The sequence below is a fragment of the Martinezella sp. CNPSo 3964 genome (assembly GCF_057784375.1).
The window spans coordinates 26214-43038 of the sequence record NZ_JBXSOW010000003.1 but is presented as its reverse complement, the minus strand read 5'-3'; the positions used below and the strand labels follow the sequence as shown (position 1 = coordinate 43038).

10 protein-coding genes are annotated in these 16825 nt (G+C 62.2%); all 10 read right to left on the bottom strand.

What is annotated here, in order from left to right; genetic code table 11:
* Window positions 1–42: 42 nt before the first annotated feature.
* The 10 genes from addA to AC13Q5_RS10685 all read right to left on the bottom strand — a co-directional run bounded on the left by addA (window position 43) and on the right by AC13Q5_RS10685 (window position 16695).
* On the bottom strand, window positions 43–3609 hold the full coding sequence (gene addA / locus AC13Q5_RS10730; protein WP_488501654.1) for a double-strand break repair helicase AddA: 3567 nt from the start codon (window positions 3607–3609) through the stop codon (window positions 43–45).
* Window positions 3602–6793, bottom strand: coding sequence for a double-strand break repair protein AddB (gene addB / locus AC13Q5_RS10725; RefSeq protein ID WP_488501653.1), 3192 nt, complete (start codon window positions 6791–6793; stop codon window positions 3602–3604). The genes addA and addB overlap by 8 nt, the downstream gene beginning before the upstream one ends.
* A 4-nt stretch (window positions 6794–6797) precedes the next feature.
* Window positions 6798–7529: a nucleotidyltransferase family protein gene (locus tag AC13Q5_RS10720; protein WP_488501652.1), complete on the bottom strand. Its 732-nt coding sequence runs from the start codon at window positions 7527–7529 to the stop codon at window positions 6798–6800.
* 75 nt (window positions 7530–7604) lie between these two features.
* Window positions 7605–9116, bottom strand: coding sequence for a tRNA (adenosine(37)-N6)-threonylcarbamoyltransferase complex ATPase subunit type 1 TsaE (gene tsaE / locus AC13Q5_RS10715; protein ID WP_488501651.1), 1512 nt, complete (start codon window positions 9114–9116; stop codon window positions 7605–7607).
* Entirely contained in the window at window positions 9113–11692 is a 2580-nt protein-coding gene (locus AC13Q5_RS10710; protein WP_488501650.1) for a sensor histidine kinase, read from the bottom strand. The genes tsaE and AC13Q5_RS10710 overlap by 4 nt, the downstream gene beginning before the upstream one ends.
* Window positions 11693–12009: 317 nt before the next feature.
* Window positions 12010–13410 carry an adenosylhomocysteinase gene (gene ahcY, locus AC13Q5_RS10705; RefSeq protein ID WP_174176447.1) on the bottom strand — a complete coding sequence of 467 codons (1401 nt, stop codon included), beginning with the start codon at window positions 13408–13410 and terminating at the stop codon, window positions 12010–12012.
* A 181-nt stretch (window positions 13411–13591) separates the two neighbouring features.
* Entirely contained in the window at window positions 13592–13867 is a 276-nt protein-coding gene (locus AC13Q5_RS10700; RefSeq protein WP_075853316.1) for an HPr family phosphocarrier protein, read from the bottom strand.
* A 19-nt stretch (window positions 13868–13886) separates the two neighbouring features.
* A complete protein-coding gene (locus AC13Q5_RS10695) occupies window positions 13887–14288 on the bottom strand; it encodes a PTS sugar transporter subunit IIA (protein ID WP_015338202.1) in 402 nt (133 codons plus the stop codon).
* A gap of 140 nt (window positions 14289–14428) precedes the next feature.
* Window positions 14429–14893: an HPr kinase/phosphorylase gene (locus AC13Q5_RS10690; RefSeq protein WP_488501649.1), complete on the bottom strand. Its 465-nt coding sequence runs from the start codon at window positions 14891–14893 to the stop codon at window positions 14429–14431.
* Between the two features lie 8 nt (window positions 14894–14901).
* Window positions 14902–16695 (bottom strand): stimulus-sensing domain-containing protein, encoded by a 1794-nt coding sequence (locus AC13Q5_RS10685; protein ID WP_488502000.1) that lies wholly within the window; start codon window positions 16693–16695, stop codon window positions 14902–14904.
* Window positions 16696–16825 lie beyond the last annotated feature (130 nt).

Here is a 16825-nt window from a genome sequence, read left to right as displayed (position 1 = left end):
GATATGTGATGGTGCGGTGCCCAAATTTCAATATTTGGTATTTCACTTTGTCTTGAGCTCCGCAAGCGCCAATGCGAGTGCCTGGTCGGACAGCGTATGGATCGAGGCATTTTCGGTATAGACCAGCATGCAGTCGACGCGTTTTCCCGGATAGAGCGGCGAAAGGATCTCACGGTAGATCGCCAGCTGGGCGCGGTGGGCGAAGGGAATGGTGCGTTCCTCGCCAGGCGGCACGCGATTCGTCTTGTAGTCGAGAATGACGACACGGTCGTCCAGCACAGCCAGCCGATCGATACGGCCGGAGACGGCGTAGGACTGGTTGCCGAGCTTCAGCGTGCCCATGATCGAGACTTCCGCCTGTGCACGGGTGCTGAACGTGCCCTGCAGATCCGGATGCGACAGTAGCGCCATGACGGAATTGATCAGTGCATCCCGTTCGGCCTGCGGCCAGAAGCGCGCGGCGCGCTCGGCATAGCGTCGGGCGGCATCGGCCCGCTCCTCCGGTGCGATCTCGGGCAAGGTCTGCAGCATCCGGTGGATGAAGCGGCCCTTTTGCAGGGCGCGATCGGACTTGGCTTTCTCGCCGAAAAGCGCTGAAGTCACCAGCAGATCGTCGGCTTCCTCGTTGATGACGGTGCCGACGCCGGATGGGCTGAGCGGCCGCGGCAAGCTTTTTTGCGGCGGCAGCGGCCGATGGAGACTGTCAGGCAGACCAACGCGCTCGGAACGCTTTTCATGCTCCCTAGCGGTCTCGAATTCGAGCTGAACCTGGGCAACCCGCCAGCTCAACCCCTCCCAGTCGCCGTCGGGTCCGGAGAAAGTCTTCTGCGTGCAATGCACCTCGTCCCCGCGCAGGGCGGCGGAAATCATGGCGTGCCAGGTATCGGCATTTTCGCGGATGCCGCGATAGCCGCAGATGATCAGCCGGTCGGCGGCGCGCGTCATCCCTACGTAGAGCAGGCGGCGATATTCCTCCTCCGCCAGCGACTGCAGCCGCGCGGTATCGGCTTGCGTCAGCGAATTGGCAAGGGCCGAGACCGGAACCCAGACCGGCAGCGGGATCTCATCTCCTCTGGTTTCGATCAGCCGCATCTTCGGCAGATGCGTGTGGGTGAAAGCCTTGCCGCCGCCATCGACGAGGAAGACGATCGGTGCCTCCAGCCCCTTCGAGGCATGCACTGTCATGATCCGCACTTCGTTGCGGCCCTTGTCCTGCTCGCGCTTGACCGTCGGTGCTTCCAGCTCAAGTGTCGAGATGAAGGATTGCAGGCCGGGCAGGCCGCTCGTCTCGTGATCGAGCGTGAAGGTCAGGAATTCGTCGAGGATATCGCTGACCTCGGTGCCGAGCCGCGCCAGAAACTGCCGTCTGCCGCCGAAGCTGCCGAGCACGCGCGCATAGAAATCGTGGACCGGAAGGCTCTTCGACATAGCAAGGAAGGTTCTCAGGCGTTCGACCATCTGGCTGAAGCGCTCATGGCCATCCTTTGCAAAGGTCTGCAGTTGCCCCCAGACACTTTCCTCGTCGTCGCGATAGGCCGCAACGGCAAAGACATCCTCTTCGCTGAGGTCGAACAAGGGGCTCTTCAGCAGGGCACAAAGCGAAAGATCGTCCTCCGGCAGCAGCAGGAAGCGGCCGAGCGCCAGAAGATCCTGAATGGCGATATGGCTGGTCAGCACGAGACGGTCGGCGCCAGCGACGGGAATGTTGCCGCGTCGCTTCAGGGCGCGGGTCAGCGCGTTGACGAAGCTGTCGCGCTTGCGCACCAGCACGAGAATGTCGCCGGCCTCGATGAAACGGGCCTTGCCCTTCTCGATGATTTTTTCCCGGCCAACGAGATTGCCGATCATGTGCGCCATCCGCCGTGCCAGAATGGCGGCGGGCGCACTTTCCGGCGTCGAATCGAAGGGTGCCGTCCAGTCCTCCTCCTTGGCGGCGGGTTCCGGCGCGATCATCTCCCAGAGATCGACGGCGCCTGGATGGCCGATACGGCTGGAGCGATGCACCACGGGTTCGTTGACGGCGCTGAGGCCCCGGGCATTGTCCGGGCTGGTGAAGACATGGTCGACCGCGCCGAGCACATCGGCCGTCGAGCGAAAGGAGAGGGGCAGCCGGATCGACGAGAATTGCTGGCCGCTCGCCGCCACGCGCCGCCGGGTGCGGTCGCTCTCCTCGGAAAAACGCTCTGGACGCGCACCCTGGAACGAATAGATCGATTGCTTCTCGTCGCCGACGGCAAAGATCGTGCGCAGTGTCGGCCGGGCGCTGTCGCCGGAGAAGAAATCCTCCGCCAGCGACTGGATGACGCTCCACTGGATCGGGCTGGTATCCTGCGCCTCGTCCACGAGGATGTGGTCGATGCCCTGATCCAGCTTGTAATGAATCCACGGTCCGACATCCTTCTTGGTCAAAAGATCGGCCGTGCGGGTGATGAGGTCTTCGAAATCGAGCTGGCTGCGCCGCTTCTTCAGCTCCTCATAGTCGCGGTTCAGGCGATCGGCGAGGATGAGGGCGGCATGTGTGGCCCGGTACATCCGCATCAGCTTCAGCCGGTCGCGGCAGGCAACGACATGGGCGCGTGCCTCAGCCACGGCATCGGCCAGTGCCGGCGCATCCGCAAGCATCGCCTTGACGAAGAACTGGCTGTCCGACTTCGGTTCGCCCTTGGCGGTCAGCACGGCTCTTTCGAGGATTTCGGCGCGCGCGATCGGATCTGTCTCGCGCTTGGCAAGGCGTAGTGCGTAAGCCACTTCGTGGGCCTTGGCGCCGCCCTTATCGTCGGCGAGTCTGAGGTAAAGCTCCAGCGTCGCGCCGGAGAGGCCCGGCAGCGGCCAGTATTGCTCCGCAATGCTCGTTTCCGTCTCGCCGGGCGAAAGGCCAAGCCGAGCAAGCAACGCGGCCTCGATGCTGCCCTTGCGGTCAACACTCTCCGTGAAGCGGCGGATGGCATTGCGATTGGCGACGATATCGCCGAGCAGCGTCTCGAGCCCGGATTCGTCGCCGAGGTCGAGCACATAGTCGAAGGCCCGCACCAGCTCGGCATCGCCGTGCGGCGTGGTCGAGGTCAGCAGTGCGCGGCGCGCATCGTCGAGCAGGACTTCGGCCGCTCGATCGTCGAGAACGGAGAAATGCCCGGCGACGTTGGCCTCGAGCGGGAACTGATGCAGCAAGGCTTCACAGAAGGCATGGATGGTCTGGATCTTCAGCCCGCCCGGCGTTTCCAGCGCCTTGGCAAAGAGCCGGCGGGCCTCGGCAAGCTTGAAGAGATCCGGCTCCCTGCCTTCGATATCGGCAATGCGCGTCTTCAGCTCTTCGTCCGGCATCGTCGCCCAGGCCGCCAGCCGGTCGAAGACGCGGTTCGACATTTCGGATGCTGCCGCCTTGGTATAGGTGAGGCAAAGGATGGCCGAGGGCCGCGCGCCTGCCAGAAGCAGGCGGATGACGCGCTGCGTCAGCACATGCGTCTTGCCGGAGCCGGCATTGGCCGAGACCCAGGCCGAGCGTTCGGGGTCGGAGGCGATCGATTGCTGGATGGTCGTCCAGCCGATCCAGACGCCGGGATCGTCGCTTTCCGGCAGGGTAGCGATGTCATCGGCAGGAAAATCACTCATCGCCGCCGCCTTCCTGCTCGGTTTCGGCCGTCGACCATTCCGAGACGCGGGCGAGGTGATCGTAATCGCCGCCATATTCGAACTGCTGGGCGGGGATCAGCCGTGAGGAAAAGCCCTTCTCGCCCGATTGCAGCAGCGAGACGAACTTGACGAGTTGATCCATCGATTCCTGCGCGAGATCCATAGCCGACTTCGTTTCCGTCTTGCCGCCGCGGCTGGAGTGTTCGTTGTTGACCTGGTCGACCTTGAAGCGGTCACCGGGCCGCAACCGCACATAAAGCAGGTTTTCCGGCACCAGCGCGCCGATATTGCGGAAGGCGCCAGCCCTCAGCGCATAGGCCTCCAGTGCCAGCTGTGGGTCGAGCAGCGCGCGCGCCTGCGGTGGAGAAGGATTGTAGCCGGTCTTGTAATCGATGAGGTCGGCGCCCTTGTCGCTCTTGATGTCGATGCGGTCGGCAACGCCGGTGAGGCGGATGCCGATCGGCTCGATCTCGACGCCGGCCGGTACTTCGGTTGCCGTTTGGCGCACCTCGGGTCGCCGTTCCGCTTCCCAGGTAAGAAAGGCACGGGCCACTTCGCGGAAACGCGGCCGCCAGACGCTGTCGATATGCACGGGCAGCCGCTCCGCATCGAAGAGCTCCGCGATGATCCGATCCATGGCCAGGGTCGCATCCGGCGTGCCGGCAATATGTCCTTCGCGAACGAAGCGATCGATGATCTTGTGGTAGAGTGTGCCGCGCTCGGCCGGGCCGGGATCGCGGTTGAACGGATCGACCGGATCGAGCCGCAGCACGCGCCGGGCGTAGATCGAATAGGGATCGCGCCGCAGCCGGCCCACTTCGCTGAAGGAGTAGCTCTTCGGCTGCAATTCCACGGGTGGCTTCGGGGCGGGGCGCAGCGCCGGCGCCTGGTTTTCACCCTCGTCGATCATTGCGGCCCAATGGCGATACTGGTCGCCGCGGAGCTTCATGGCGTCCTCCAGTTCTTCACCGCCGAGGGCGATCAGGCGCTGCAGCCAGCGCGAGGCGACCGTCGGCGTCGAGCCCTGGCGCAGGGCGCGGGAATAAATCAGGTCGCGCGTGCCGTTCGCCATTTCGAAGTCATGCGCGAGCTGGCCGATGCGGCGCTCCGGCGGCTCCAGGCCGATTTCGGTCTTCATGCTGCGGGAGATAAAGGGGTTGTTCGCCGTTTGCCCCGGCCAGGAACCCTCGTTCAACCCGCCGAGGATCAGCGTATCGACACTCTGCAGGCGGGCCTCCAGCGTGCCGAAGATGAAGAGGCGGGGATGGCTGAGTGCCCGCGGTTTCACCGCCTGGCCCACGCAGAGCGCCGCCATGATATCGATCCACTGCACGCCATCGGCTTCAAGCTGGCCGTCGGTCTCGATGACATCCCGGAGCAGGCTGGCAAGCGTATCCCCGGCCTCGCCCGACCAGAGGCCCGCGAGGCTGCCGCGCTCGTCGACCGCTGCGGCTTCCAGCGCACGGCCCGTGCGCTCGGCCCAGTCCGAAAGGGTCAGCAGCCCCTCTGACGCGGGCAGGGAAAGAGCCGATGCCAGCGGCTCGCATGCTGCGGTCACACGCTGCGCCAGGGCGCGTGCATGCTCGATTGCCTCAGGCAGCAGCGATTTGCGCCACTGCGGCGCATGGCGGTCATTGGCCTGCTCGGCGACGCGCTCATCGAGCAGAGCTTCCAGCCCGCCAATATCGACATTGGCGACGCCGCCCCTGAGCGCCAGGATCTCCAGCGCATCGACGCCCGGCCGGTGGGTTTCCGCAGACAGACCGAATAACGCGAGGGGATGTTTCAGCAGCGCCACGACGGCGACTGGGTCGCCGGGGCGAAGGGACGCCTCCAGCAGCAATTGCAGCAGCGTGCCTTGCGGCGTGGCGTTGAGCGGCGTGCCGGCCGAATCGTCGGCGGTGATGCCGAAGCGGGCAAGCTCGGCAGTCACGCGCCGGGCGAGATTGCGGTCGGGCGTGATCAGGGCCGCTTGGCTTTCGCCACCGTTGCGGCCGGGCTTCTCCAGCGCCAGCCGCAGGGCGATGGCGATGGCGGTTGCCTCCTCACGCTCGTTGGCCGCTTCGATCAGCGCTACATCGGCGAATGCGTCAGCTATCGCATCGGGAGCGAGCGTCTTGCGCCAGCTTCCCCAGCCGCTCGTCGCCTTGGCCGGCGCCAGCGCTCGCGACAGGATCTGCGCCCGCATCTGCATGACTTCAGCCGCATCCGCGATGGGCTCGACATCGCGCCGCGTGACGCGCAGCCGCTTCAGGAGCAGCGAAAGACCATATTGCGGATGGCTGCGCGTGGTCGGATCGGCTCTTTCTCCGATGGAGGTTTCCGGCGCCACGAGCTGCCAATCTTCCTCCGGCATAGCAAGATCGAGACCGGGCAGCACGATCACGCCTTGCGGCAGGGCGGCAACGGCGGCGATCAGCTCTGCCGTTGCGGGCACGGAACCGGTCGAGCCGGCAATGATGACGGGGCCGGGATGCCGCATGGTCGATATCCGCTGCACTTCGGCGCGCAGGACGGCGTTGCGGTTACGGGCGGGCGAGGATTTGCCGAGCTCTTCGAGGCGCGCCGGCCAGAAGGCGCTGGCAATGCGCAGAAATTCCGCAGTCAGCTGCCACCAGAGCGCATGGTCTTCAGCGCTGAGATTGGCAAGCTCGCTCCACTCGCGATCCTCGGTTTCAAGGGAATCGATGAGTTCGGCGAGATTGCGTGCGAGCCAGATGGCATCCGCCGGGCTTGCAGGCGCCACCAGCGGCGAATCGGAGTGAATGTCGCGCACGATCTGCGGCAGCTTGTTGCGCCAAGCGAGGATCAATCGCGCCAGTTCCAGGAGCCGGGCAGTGTTGGCAAGCGGCTGCGCCAGATCGGCCGTTTCGGGCAGGGCTTCCTCGAAATAGCCGCTATCGTCATCGGTCTCGCCGAGCGGACGAATGACGGGGAGGATGGCGGAGCGGCCGCCAAGCAGCTCGACGAATTCCGAGCGCAGCACGCGGGCAGCACGCCGCGTCGGCAGGAAGATGCTGACCTTTGCGAGCGACAGCGGGTCGTCCGGATCGTGGCGGAAATGCTCGGTCAGCCGGCCATCGCAGAGCGCTGTCGCAAGGGTCTTCAGGAAGGGCAGGCCCGCCGGAATCGTCAGGATGCGCTGCCGGTGTCCGCCCGCCATAGGCTCACGCAAACGCCCGGAAGTTCCGGATCGTTTCCTCAGCCTCGCCGACAGCCTCCGGTGTTCCCACCGTCAGCCAGTGGCCGTCGAGCATGGTGCCGTAGAGTCGGCCGCGCGCGATCGCCTTGTCGTAATAGGTGTTAATGTTGAAAGCGTCACCGGGTGCGTCATCGAGAAACGAAGGATTGATGACCAGCGTGCCGGCGTAAACCACGCCGTTGCCTGTACCGGCGCTGTAACGCGAGAGACTGCCATCTTCAGCCATGCTGAAATCATTCTTGCCGTTGTGGCCCGTCGTCTTGTCCAAATCGACGCAGAGCATGCCGAAGTCCATGCGGCCCACGTCGAAGAATCCGGCTAAGCGCTCTAGATTGGTCGGTTGACCTTCTTTCTCACCGATCCAGAAGAGATCCGAATTCATGACGAAAACGGGATCACGGTCAAGCAACTTCAATCCCTTGGCCAGCCCGCCGCCATTGTTCATCAGCGCATCGCGCTCGTCGGAGACCAGGATTTCAAGGCCGCGATAGCCGCGCAGATGCGCCTCCATCTGGTCGGCATGGTGATGGACATTCACGACAGCCCGCTCGACACCTGCCTGCACCAACGCATCCAGCACATAATCGATCATCGGCTTGCCGGCGATCTTCACCAGCGGCTTCGGTATGGTGTTGGTGATCGGCCGCATGCGGGTTCCAAGCCCCGCGGCCAATACCATGGCTTGCTTGATGGTCATTTCGTCTCGAACTTTCGATTCGCTCTCTGATTTTCATAGCACAGGGCCGGAAAGCCGTCGCGGGGTCTGCGGCTGTTATGCCCGGCCGATCCCGGCCTTCTCGCACCATTCGCGTAAGGGGGCGAGCGCTTCGTGTTCGAAGGCGATGGCGAGATAGGCGAGCGTGCGCGGCATGTGCTTCAAATATCCCGGCTTGCCGTCGCGTTGCAGCAGCCGCACCCAGAGGCCGGCAAGCTTGCAATTGCGCTGCGCCGACATGATCGCCCAGCTTTTCAGGAACTTGGCCTCGTCGAAGCCACCCTGGGCACGGCGCAGTGCGAGATAGTCTGACATCATCTGGTCATGCAGATCGCGCTCGATCGTCACCCGGGCGTCCTGCACCAGCGAGGCCACATCATAGGAGGTCGGTCCGATCATTGCGTCCTGAAAGTCGATGATGCCGACGCGCTTTATGCCCTGTTGATGCGCTTGCCAGATGATATTCGGCGAATGCATGTCGCGCAGCAGCAGGTTCTTTTCCGCGTCTTCGAGCTGATCGATAAGCTTGTCCCAGATCGCCAGATAGTTGGCGCGTTCCTCGTCACTTGCCGGCGCGCCGCGCTTCCACGGCAGATGCCAGTCGAGAAGCAGCCGCGCCTCCATCTTCATCGCGGTCCGGTCGAAATCCGGAATGTGATGGACGTGGTCCGGCGTGACCGGAATGTCATGAGGAATGGAAAGACCGTGCAGATGTGCGAGGCAGGCGACGCTGGCGCGATAGCGCTCGGCAATCGGCTTTCCCTCCGCGTCGAGCACGCCGTCGGTGCCGAGATCCTCGATCAGGAGGATACCCTTGTCGTAATCGGCGGCAAGGATTTCCGGAGCGGCGAAACCGTTCTCTCTGAGGATATTGGCGATCGCCACGAAGGGATAGGTGTCCCAGGCAAGATGCGCGACCTTGGGATAGGGCTTGCCGTCAAGCACGGGCGGCCCTTCCGGCAAGCCCGGCCAATCCATCAGGATCACGCGGCGTCCTCCATCCTTCGGATAGACGGATTCGTAAGCCCGCAGCGAAGCATCGCCCGTCAGGAATCGCCTGACAGCGCCGCGATAGCCGTGCGCATCGAGAAAGGCGCGGATAGCAAGCATGCGCTCGATGCGCGCCATCTGCTTGGCCGGTGCCGTGATCATAACCCGCCGCCCGTCACCCTCATGTGTGAGCTTTAGGTCGATGCGTTCCTTCGGCAGCTCGCCTTCGGCCATTTCGGGCCATTCGACGAGGCAGATGCCGGTCTGCAGGGCCTCGTCGAAGCCGAGCTCCGCCAGTTCGCTGGGATCACCGAGGCGATAGAGATCGAAATGCGAGACGGGAATGCGCAGCTCGTAGGATTGCACGAGCGTGAAGGTCGGGCTCGGTACGTCCAGTTCGGCGTCGTCGGCCATGGCCCGTAGCAGCGCGCGCGCCAGCGATGATTTGCCTGCGCCGAGATCGCCTGACAGTGCCAGACAATCGCCAGCCTTTAAGGCCAGCGCCAGATCCCCGCCGAGCTCGGCCGTGGCGGCGTCATCTGCGAGGAAAAGGGAAATGCTGCTGTCTGAGGCTGTCATTCTGCTGCGACGGAATGGGGCAGGTCGGCCGAAGGGATTCGGCAGGTGACCGTCGTTCCCTTGCCAGGCTGGCTTTCGATCGAAACCTCGCCCTCATGCAGGCTGACGAAGCTTTCGACGATGGAAAGGCCGAGGCCTGCGCCGCTGCGCTTGCCGCCCTTGCCGCCGGAGGCGAAGCGGTTGAAAACCGTGTTGATCAAATCCTCGGGTATGCCTGGCCCCTTGTCGACGACCGAGAAGACGAAATCCGCACCTTCGCGTCCGCATTTCAGCAAAATCGTCGATCCCTCGGGCGCGAAATTGGCGGCATTGGTCAGAAGCTTGAGCAGGATCTGTTTCAGCCGCTGTTGATCGGCAACGATGGAGCCAAGATGGGCGGGGACGGTGATTTCGAGCGTTACGCCGCTTTCCTGCAGCCGGTCGGCGATTTGCATCGACACTTCATCGAGCAGGTCGGAGAGCAAGATCTCGGAATAATTCAGCCGCATGATTCCGGCATCGACCGTCGCCAGGTCGAGAATATCGTTGACCAGCGTCAGAAGCACCGAAGACGAGGTCGAGATATGGTCGATATATTCGGCCTGTCGATCGTTCAGCGAGCCGATGCCTGGCGTCTTCAGGAGATCGGTGAAGCCGATGATGTTGGTCAGCGGCGAGCGCAGTTCGTAGGAGACATGCTGGACGAAATCGTTCTTCAGCTCGTCCGCCTTCAGCAGCGCGTCGTTCTTTTCCGTCAATGCCCGTTCGGCGCGTACGCTATCGGTCTTGTTGACAAAGGTCAGCATGGTCTGTGCGTTCGGCAGCGGAATGACGGCGTAGTCGAGCACCAGATTGGAATAGAGCTCCAGCGTCCCTTGCGAGGATGGCCGCTCGTCGTCGAAACTGGTGATTTGCTCGGCAAAGCGCTTCCAGCCATCTGGCCGGTCATAGGAGGGAGCGCAGGCTTCGGCCAATGCCTGGATATGCGTATCCGGCTTCGCCTGCGCTTCGGTGATGTTCCAGAGGATGCGGAAGGCCGGGTTCGACAGGCGGATGCGGCCATCCGGACCGAAAACGGCAACGCCTTCGGAAAGATGGTCGATGGTTTCGCCCTGGACCTTGACCAGCGTATTGTAACGCGTTTCGAGATCGACCTGCTCGGTCAGGTTCTCGAATACCCAGGTGGCGCCGCCCTGCGGATGCGCCGTGGCGAAAACCCGGAGGATCTGGCCATTGGGCAGGTGCCAGAGATCCGTCTGCGTGTCGAGTGCGCGGTAGACCGAAAGGACGCCGTCCTTCCATGTCTTCCAGCTCAACTGTTCGGGCAGCTTCTTGGCGCTGCGCAGCCTGTCCAGAAGCTCGCTATTGTCGGGCCGCTTTTCCAGAAAGGCGATGTCGAGTTCCCAGAGCTGGACGAAAGCCTGATTGTAGAATTGCAGCCGCCGCTCGCCGTCGAAGATCGCAACCGGTGTTGCAAGATGATCAAGCGTTTCGGCATGGCTCTTCAGCGTGCGCGCAAGCTCCGCCCGAACGCCTTCCGCCTCGGAGACGTCGATGGCGATGCCGGCGGATCCGTTGGGGGCTCGGACGTCGACAACATCGAAGAAGGTGCGGTTGCCGTGCACCACGGTCGAAATCTTATCGTGGAACGGCGATTCCGGCGTGGCGGCAGCGCGAATGCGCTCGCGGGTCACGGTCGTCAGGAATTCCCGCCCTTCGCGGAGCGCTTCTTCGGAGGAGACGGCTTCCACCGCCTCGCTATAGGCCTGGTTTACCCAGGTCAGCGTGCCTTCCGCATCACGCTGCCAGGCCGGCAGGTCGATGGCATCGAGAAGATTCTGGAAAGCCGAAATCGAGGTCATCAGCCGGTCACGCTCGATCTTCAGTTCGGCGAGTTCGGCGCGCAGATTGTTGAGCGCGATGAAGCGGACGAAGGCGCGTCCGCCGGAAATCCGGCCCTGCGCTTCCAGAATTTCGTCGCGGTTGGTTTCAACCACCATGTCAAAACTCTGGCCGCTGCCGCGCAGCTTGTCGATCGCCTTGTCGAGTTCGCCGGCCGACCATGATTTCAGCCAGCGTCCGAAGGCGAGGAATTCATTGTCCTGCGGCGCGCCGGTCTCGACCGGCAGCTGACCGAGCAGCTCCGGCCGTGCATTCTGGCCGTCCCAGATGACGATCCGGCGGTTCTTGTCGGCAATCAGTGCCTGATATTGTGAAATGCGCTGGTTGGCGTCGGAAAGCGCCGTGCGGATCTCGCGGCTTTCATTCTCCATGTTGCCGCGCTGGCGGACCATCCACATGGTCGACAGCAGTGCGGCGGAAATCACGCCGATGATGACGGAGAAGACGGCCATTTCCGACGAGGTGAAGAGGCGCATGCTCGTCTGAGCGGCATCATTGCCCTGTGCGAGAACGGGTCCTGCCAGGCCGGTCACCAGACCGCCGAAAACGCTGAACCGCAGCAGGCGGCTAAAGGAGGCCAGTCGGCCTTTGCCGCACTTTGCTCCTGCCGAAAGCCGATATGCACTGCCCTGCTGCAACCGCGCCGCCGCTCGGCGCAACGCTGACTGATGCAGGTTGTCTTCCCCTTCAAACATAAGAGGTCTGTCTCCGTCTTTCAGAGCATGATGCCGAAAAGTGTAAGCGGTTTTCGGATGACATCATGCTCTACTTATTTGATTGTAGATCGGATTCAGATTTTAGGCCGAACAGACCTAAAATCATCCGGCTCTACTGTGCCGCATCCTGACAAGACATCCCATTTTCATGGCTCCAGGCATGCCTGGTTCGTCACGAATCAAGTGTAAAAACAATACTGCCTAAGGGAATCTGCGGGAAGGGAGCTGGCTAAAAAATAAGCCCCGGCATTTGTCAATGCCAGGGCCACAAGATGTTGTGGATACTGTTTTAGTAATCAGTATCTGTAGTGGTCGGACTTGAACGGACCCTTCGGCGTCACGCCGATATACGAAGCCTGCTCTTCGGAAAGCTCCGTCAGCTTCACGCCAAGCTTGGCAAGATGCAGACGCGCGACCTTCTCGTCGAGATGCTTCGGCAGCACGTAGACTTCGTTCTTGTAATGGCCGGGCTTGGTGAAAAGCTCGATCTGGGCCAGCGTCTGGTTGGTGAAGGACGCCGACATCACGAAGGACGGATGGCCGGTGGCGTTGCCGAGGTTCAAGAGGCGGCCTTCCGACAGCAGGATGATGCGGTTGCCCTTGGCGAACTCGACCATGTCGACCTGCGGCTTGATGTTCGTCCACTTCAGGTTCCGCAGAGCGGCAACCTGGATTTCATTGTCGAAGTGACCGATGTTGCCGACGATCGCCATATCCTTCATCGCACGCATGTGGTCGATGCGGATGACGTCCTTGTTGCCGGTCGTGGTGATGAAGATATCGGCCGAGGAAACGACGTCCTCGAGCTGAACGACTTCGTAACCGTCCATGGCAGCCTGCAGCGCGCAGATCGGGTCGACTTCCGTGACCTTGACGCGGGCGCCGGCGCCGGAGAGCGAAGCGGCAGAACCCTTGCCGACGTCGCCGTAACCGCAGACGACGGCAACCTTGCCGGCCATCATGACGTCGGTGGCGCGGCGGATACCGTCAACCAGCGATTCCTTGCAGCCGTACTTGTTGTCGAACTTCGACTTGGTGACGCTGTCATTGACGTTGATGGCCGGGAAGGGCAGCAGGCCCTTCTGGCTGAGCTGGTAGAGGCGGTTGACGCCTGTGGTGGTTTCTTCGGTCACGCCCTTGATGGCGTCGCGCTGCTTCGTGAACCAGCCCGGCGAAGCCTGCAGACGCTTCTTGATCTGCGCGAAGAGGATTTCCTCTTCTTCCGAATGCGGGTTGGAGAGCACGTCCTCGCCGGCTTCGGCGCGGGCGCCGAGCAGGATGTACATCGTGGCGTCGCCGCCATCGTCGAGGATCATGTTGGAAACGCCGCCATCGGTCCACTGGAAGATCTTGTCCGTGTAGGTCCAGTAGTCCTCGAGGCTCTCACCCTTGATGGCGAAGACCGGAACGCCGGAGGCGGCGATTGCCGCAGCGGCATGATCCTGCGTCGAGAAGATGTTGCACGATGCCCAGCGTACCTGTGCACCGAGCGCCACCAGCGTCTCGATAAGAACGGCAGTCTGGATGGTCATGTGCAGCGAGCCGGTGATGCGGGCGCCCTTCAGCGGCTGTGCTTCGCCGAATTCAGCGCGGCAAGCCATCAGGCCCGGCATCTCGGTTTCGGCGATCGTGATTTCCTTGCGGCCGAAGTCGGCAAGGCCGATATCCGCGACGATGTAGTCCTTTTCAGTGCTCATGAAGGTCTCCAGCCTGAACGATGCAATCGCGCCGCGGGCAGACGCCTCAGCCGAATGCAACAAGAATTGCACGCTATAGCGTGTAGGATGATGCCGTGTAGCAGGCTTCAGGGCGGAAATCAATGATGATATAAAGAGGTCTTTATGTCTTTATATCCAGCTGGCGATAGTAGGAAAAAGCCTACATCTCCTCGCCGAACTTGTTGGCGACGAGCTGATCGAGCGCCTCGAGCGCTTCGACGGCCTGATTGCCGCTTGCCGTGACAAGCACGCTGCAGCCGGGGCTGGCCGCCAGCATCATCAGGCCCATGATCGACGTGCCGCCGACCGTCGTGCCGTCCTTCGAAACTGTGATCGCGGCGTCGTAGGCTTCGACGGTCTGCACGAACTTTGCGGAGGCGCGAGCGTGCAGCCCTCGCTTGTTGATAATCAGGAGTTCCCGGGAGAGCTCGGTCATGGGGGCGGTGTTTGCCTCGTTATTTGCCACTGAGCACACGGCTGGCCACGTTGATATATTTGCGCCCGGCCTCTGAAGCTTCCACCAGGGCTCTTTCCATGTTGTTGTCGCCGCGCACGCCGGCGAGCTTGATCAGCATCGGCAGATTGACGCCCGCGATGACCTCGGTGTGGCCACTATTCATGACGGAGATTGCGAGATTGGAAGGAGTGCCGCCGAACATGTCGGTGAGGATGATGACACCGTGCCCGTCGTCGGCACCGGCAACGGCCTGCAGGATATCCTGGCGCCGCTTGTCCATGTCGTCTTCGGGACCAATGCATACCGTTTCTATGAACTTCTGCGGACCAACGACATGCTCGACAGCATGCCGAAACTCTTCAGCCAGCTTGCCATGAGTGACAAGCACAAGTCCAATCATGATATTACTGCTCCCATCGCATCCGCAAACAGGTGGCCCATATCGCAATGCAGCAATGTCGTCCACCAGTGGGGGGACATCTTGGCGATGAAAAGACGAAGTGCAAGCTTAAAATACAGGATACGCGCGCCTGTGCGGGCCTAAATGGCCGATTCATCCAAACTCGCGCCGATTTTCGCCATTATTATGGCGAGCGGATTCGCAGAGGGTGCAGCCAATCGGATCAATGGCAACCGCACGGATGCGGTAATATCGATCTGCTCGCCTTCAGGTGGCATCCTTTCTGCCGTAGCGGGGTCGGCAGTGTGGATGGCGAAGTGCATTTCGCCCTGTGAAACATAAGGCAGACGAACGATCCCGGTGTAGCGGATTTCCATAAGCCCTGCGATCGAGGGTGGGCATTTCGCAATAATGGAGCCGTTCTGTTCGGCAATCAGCACCCGGTCATCTGCGACCAGGCTTGCCGTCAGTCCGAGCGGCTTGGCGGCTGCCAGGCAGGAGAAGGCAAGGGTGGATTTGCCGCTGCCCGAGGGGCCGAGAAACAGGAGCCCGGTCTTGCCGATGACGATCGCCGTTGCGTGGATATTGGTCGTTTCGCCGGTCATGTGGCCGCTCACGCCGGCGTCTGGGCCGGCAGTGACAGGATGAAGCGGGCGCCGAGCAGCGTCGCGCCATCGCCGTCGACGATGTTTTCGGCGCGCAACGACCCGCCATGCGCCTCGGCGATCTGCCGGCTGATGGAGAGGCCGAGACCGGAATTCTGTCCAAATCCTTCGGATTCAGGCCGGTCGGTATAGAAACGTTCGAAGATGCGATCGATGTTTTCGGCCTGAATGCCGGGACCGTTATCCTCGATATAGATGACACAACGCGTCCGCGTCCGCGTCAGCCGGACGGTGATCTTGCCGGTTTCCTTCGGGACGAAGGAGCGGGCGTTCTCGATAAGATTGGTGACGATCTGGCCGATACGCAGATCGTGACCGTCGATGGAGAATTTCGCCTTATTGCCCGGCTTGCGGTCGACGACATATTCGATCTCGACGGCCTTCTTGCTGTGTCCGACCTGCCTCGAAATATCGATCATGTCGCGCAGCAGCACCTCCAGATCGAGCGACTTCGCGTCGGAGCGGGCAAGCTCGGCATCGAGACGCGATGCGTCGGAAATATCGCTGATCAGGCGGTCGAGGCGGCGCACGTCGTGCTGGATTACATCCATCAGCCGCTTCTTCGAATCGTCGCTCTTGGCAAGCGGCAGCGTCTCGACGGCGCTGCGCAGCGATGTCAGCGGGTTCTTGAGTTCGTGGCTGACATCGGCGGCGAAGCTCTCGATCGCATCGATCCGGTCGTAGAGCGCTGAGGTCATGTCGCGCAGCGCAATCGACAGATTGCCGATTTCGTCCTGGCGAGCGGAAAAGTCCGGGATTTCCTCACGCTCCTTCGCCCCGCCGCGGCGCACGCGAATGGCCGCAGCTGAAAGCCGGCGCAGCGGATTGGCAATGGTGGAGGACAAAAGCAGCGACAGCACGACGTTGACGAGGGTCGCGACGCCGAAGACGCGCATGATCGCCAGGCGCTCGGCGTGAACGATCTTGTCGATATCACCGGCCTGGGTCGAGAGCAGCAAGACACCGAGAACGGCGCGGAAGCGCTGGATCGGTACCGCGACCGAAACGATCAGCTCGCCTTTCTCCGTGGTGCGGACGACTGCGCCGCGTACGCCGGTGAGCGCATTCATGACTTCCGGATAGATGGAGCCGTCACCGCCAGGCGCTTCCTTATAGACGGGCAGGTTGCCCGGCTGCAGCATCTTGTTGAGCAGCCCGCTGAACCAGTCGGACCAGCTCTGCTTCTCGTCGTCGACGGGCGGCAGATCGTAGCGCAGCACCTGGCCACGGGAATAGAGATGGCGGCTGTCGAGCAAGAGGTTCGCATCGGCGTCGAAGATGCGGGCGCGGGTGCGCGTCGGCGAAATCAGGCGCGTCAGCACCGGCGCCACCTTTTCCGGATCGATCGGGAATTCCAGGTCCTCGTCGTTCGGAACGGGCGTGATGCTCTGGCCCGCCTGCAGCTCCAGCAGCTTCTGCGGATCGATGGTGATGGAATTGGTGTCGACCGATGCCGATGCCGAGACCGCGCCGGCGATGATCTCGCCCTGCGTCAGCAGGCTTTCGACGCGGGCGTCGATCAAGCCCTCGCGAAACTGGTTGAGGTAGAGAATACCGCCGACAAGCACGACAAGGGCGGCCAGGTTGAAGAACAGGATGCGGCGCGTCAGGCTCGAGAAGACGGCGTTGCCGAAGATGCGGCGGATCAGAACGAACGGATGAGTCCAGCGGCGGCGCGCGATTCGAGCGCCGCTCGGGCTTTCCGAGTCGTCTATATCCCTGTCCTGCACCAGCTGTGCCAAGCCTACGGCCCTTTCGAAGAACGGGATCGGCGATCCCGTCCGCATGCTCTTATTCCATCGCCCGCCGCATGGTCCAGTTAACTATTCGAGCATGAAGCCGAAAGTATGAGGGGTCTTCGGACGATATCAT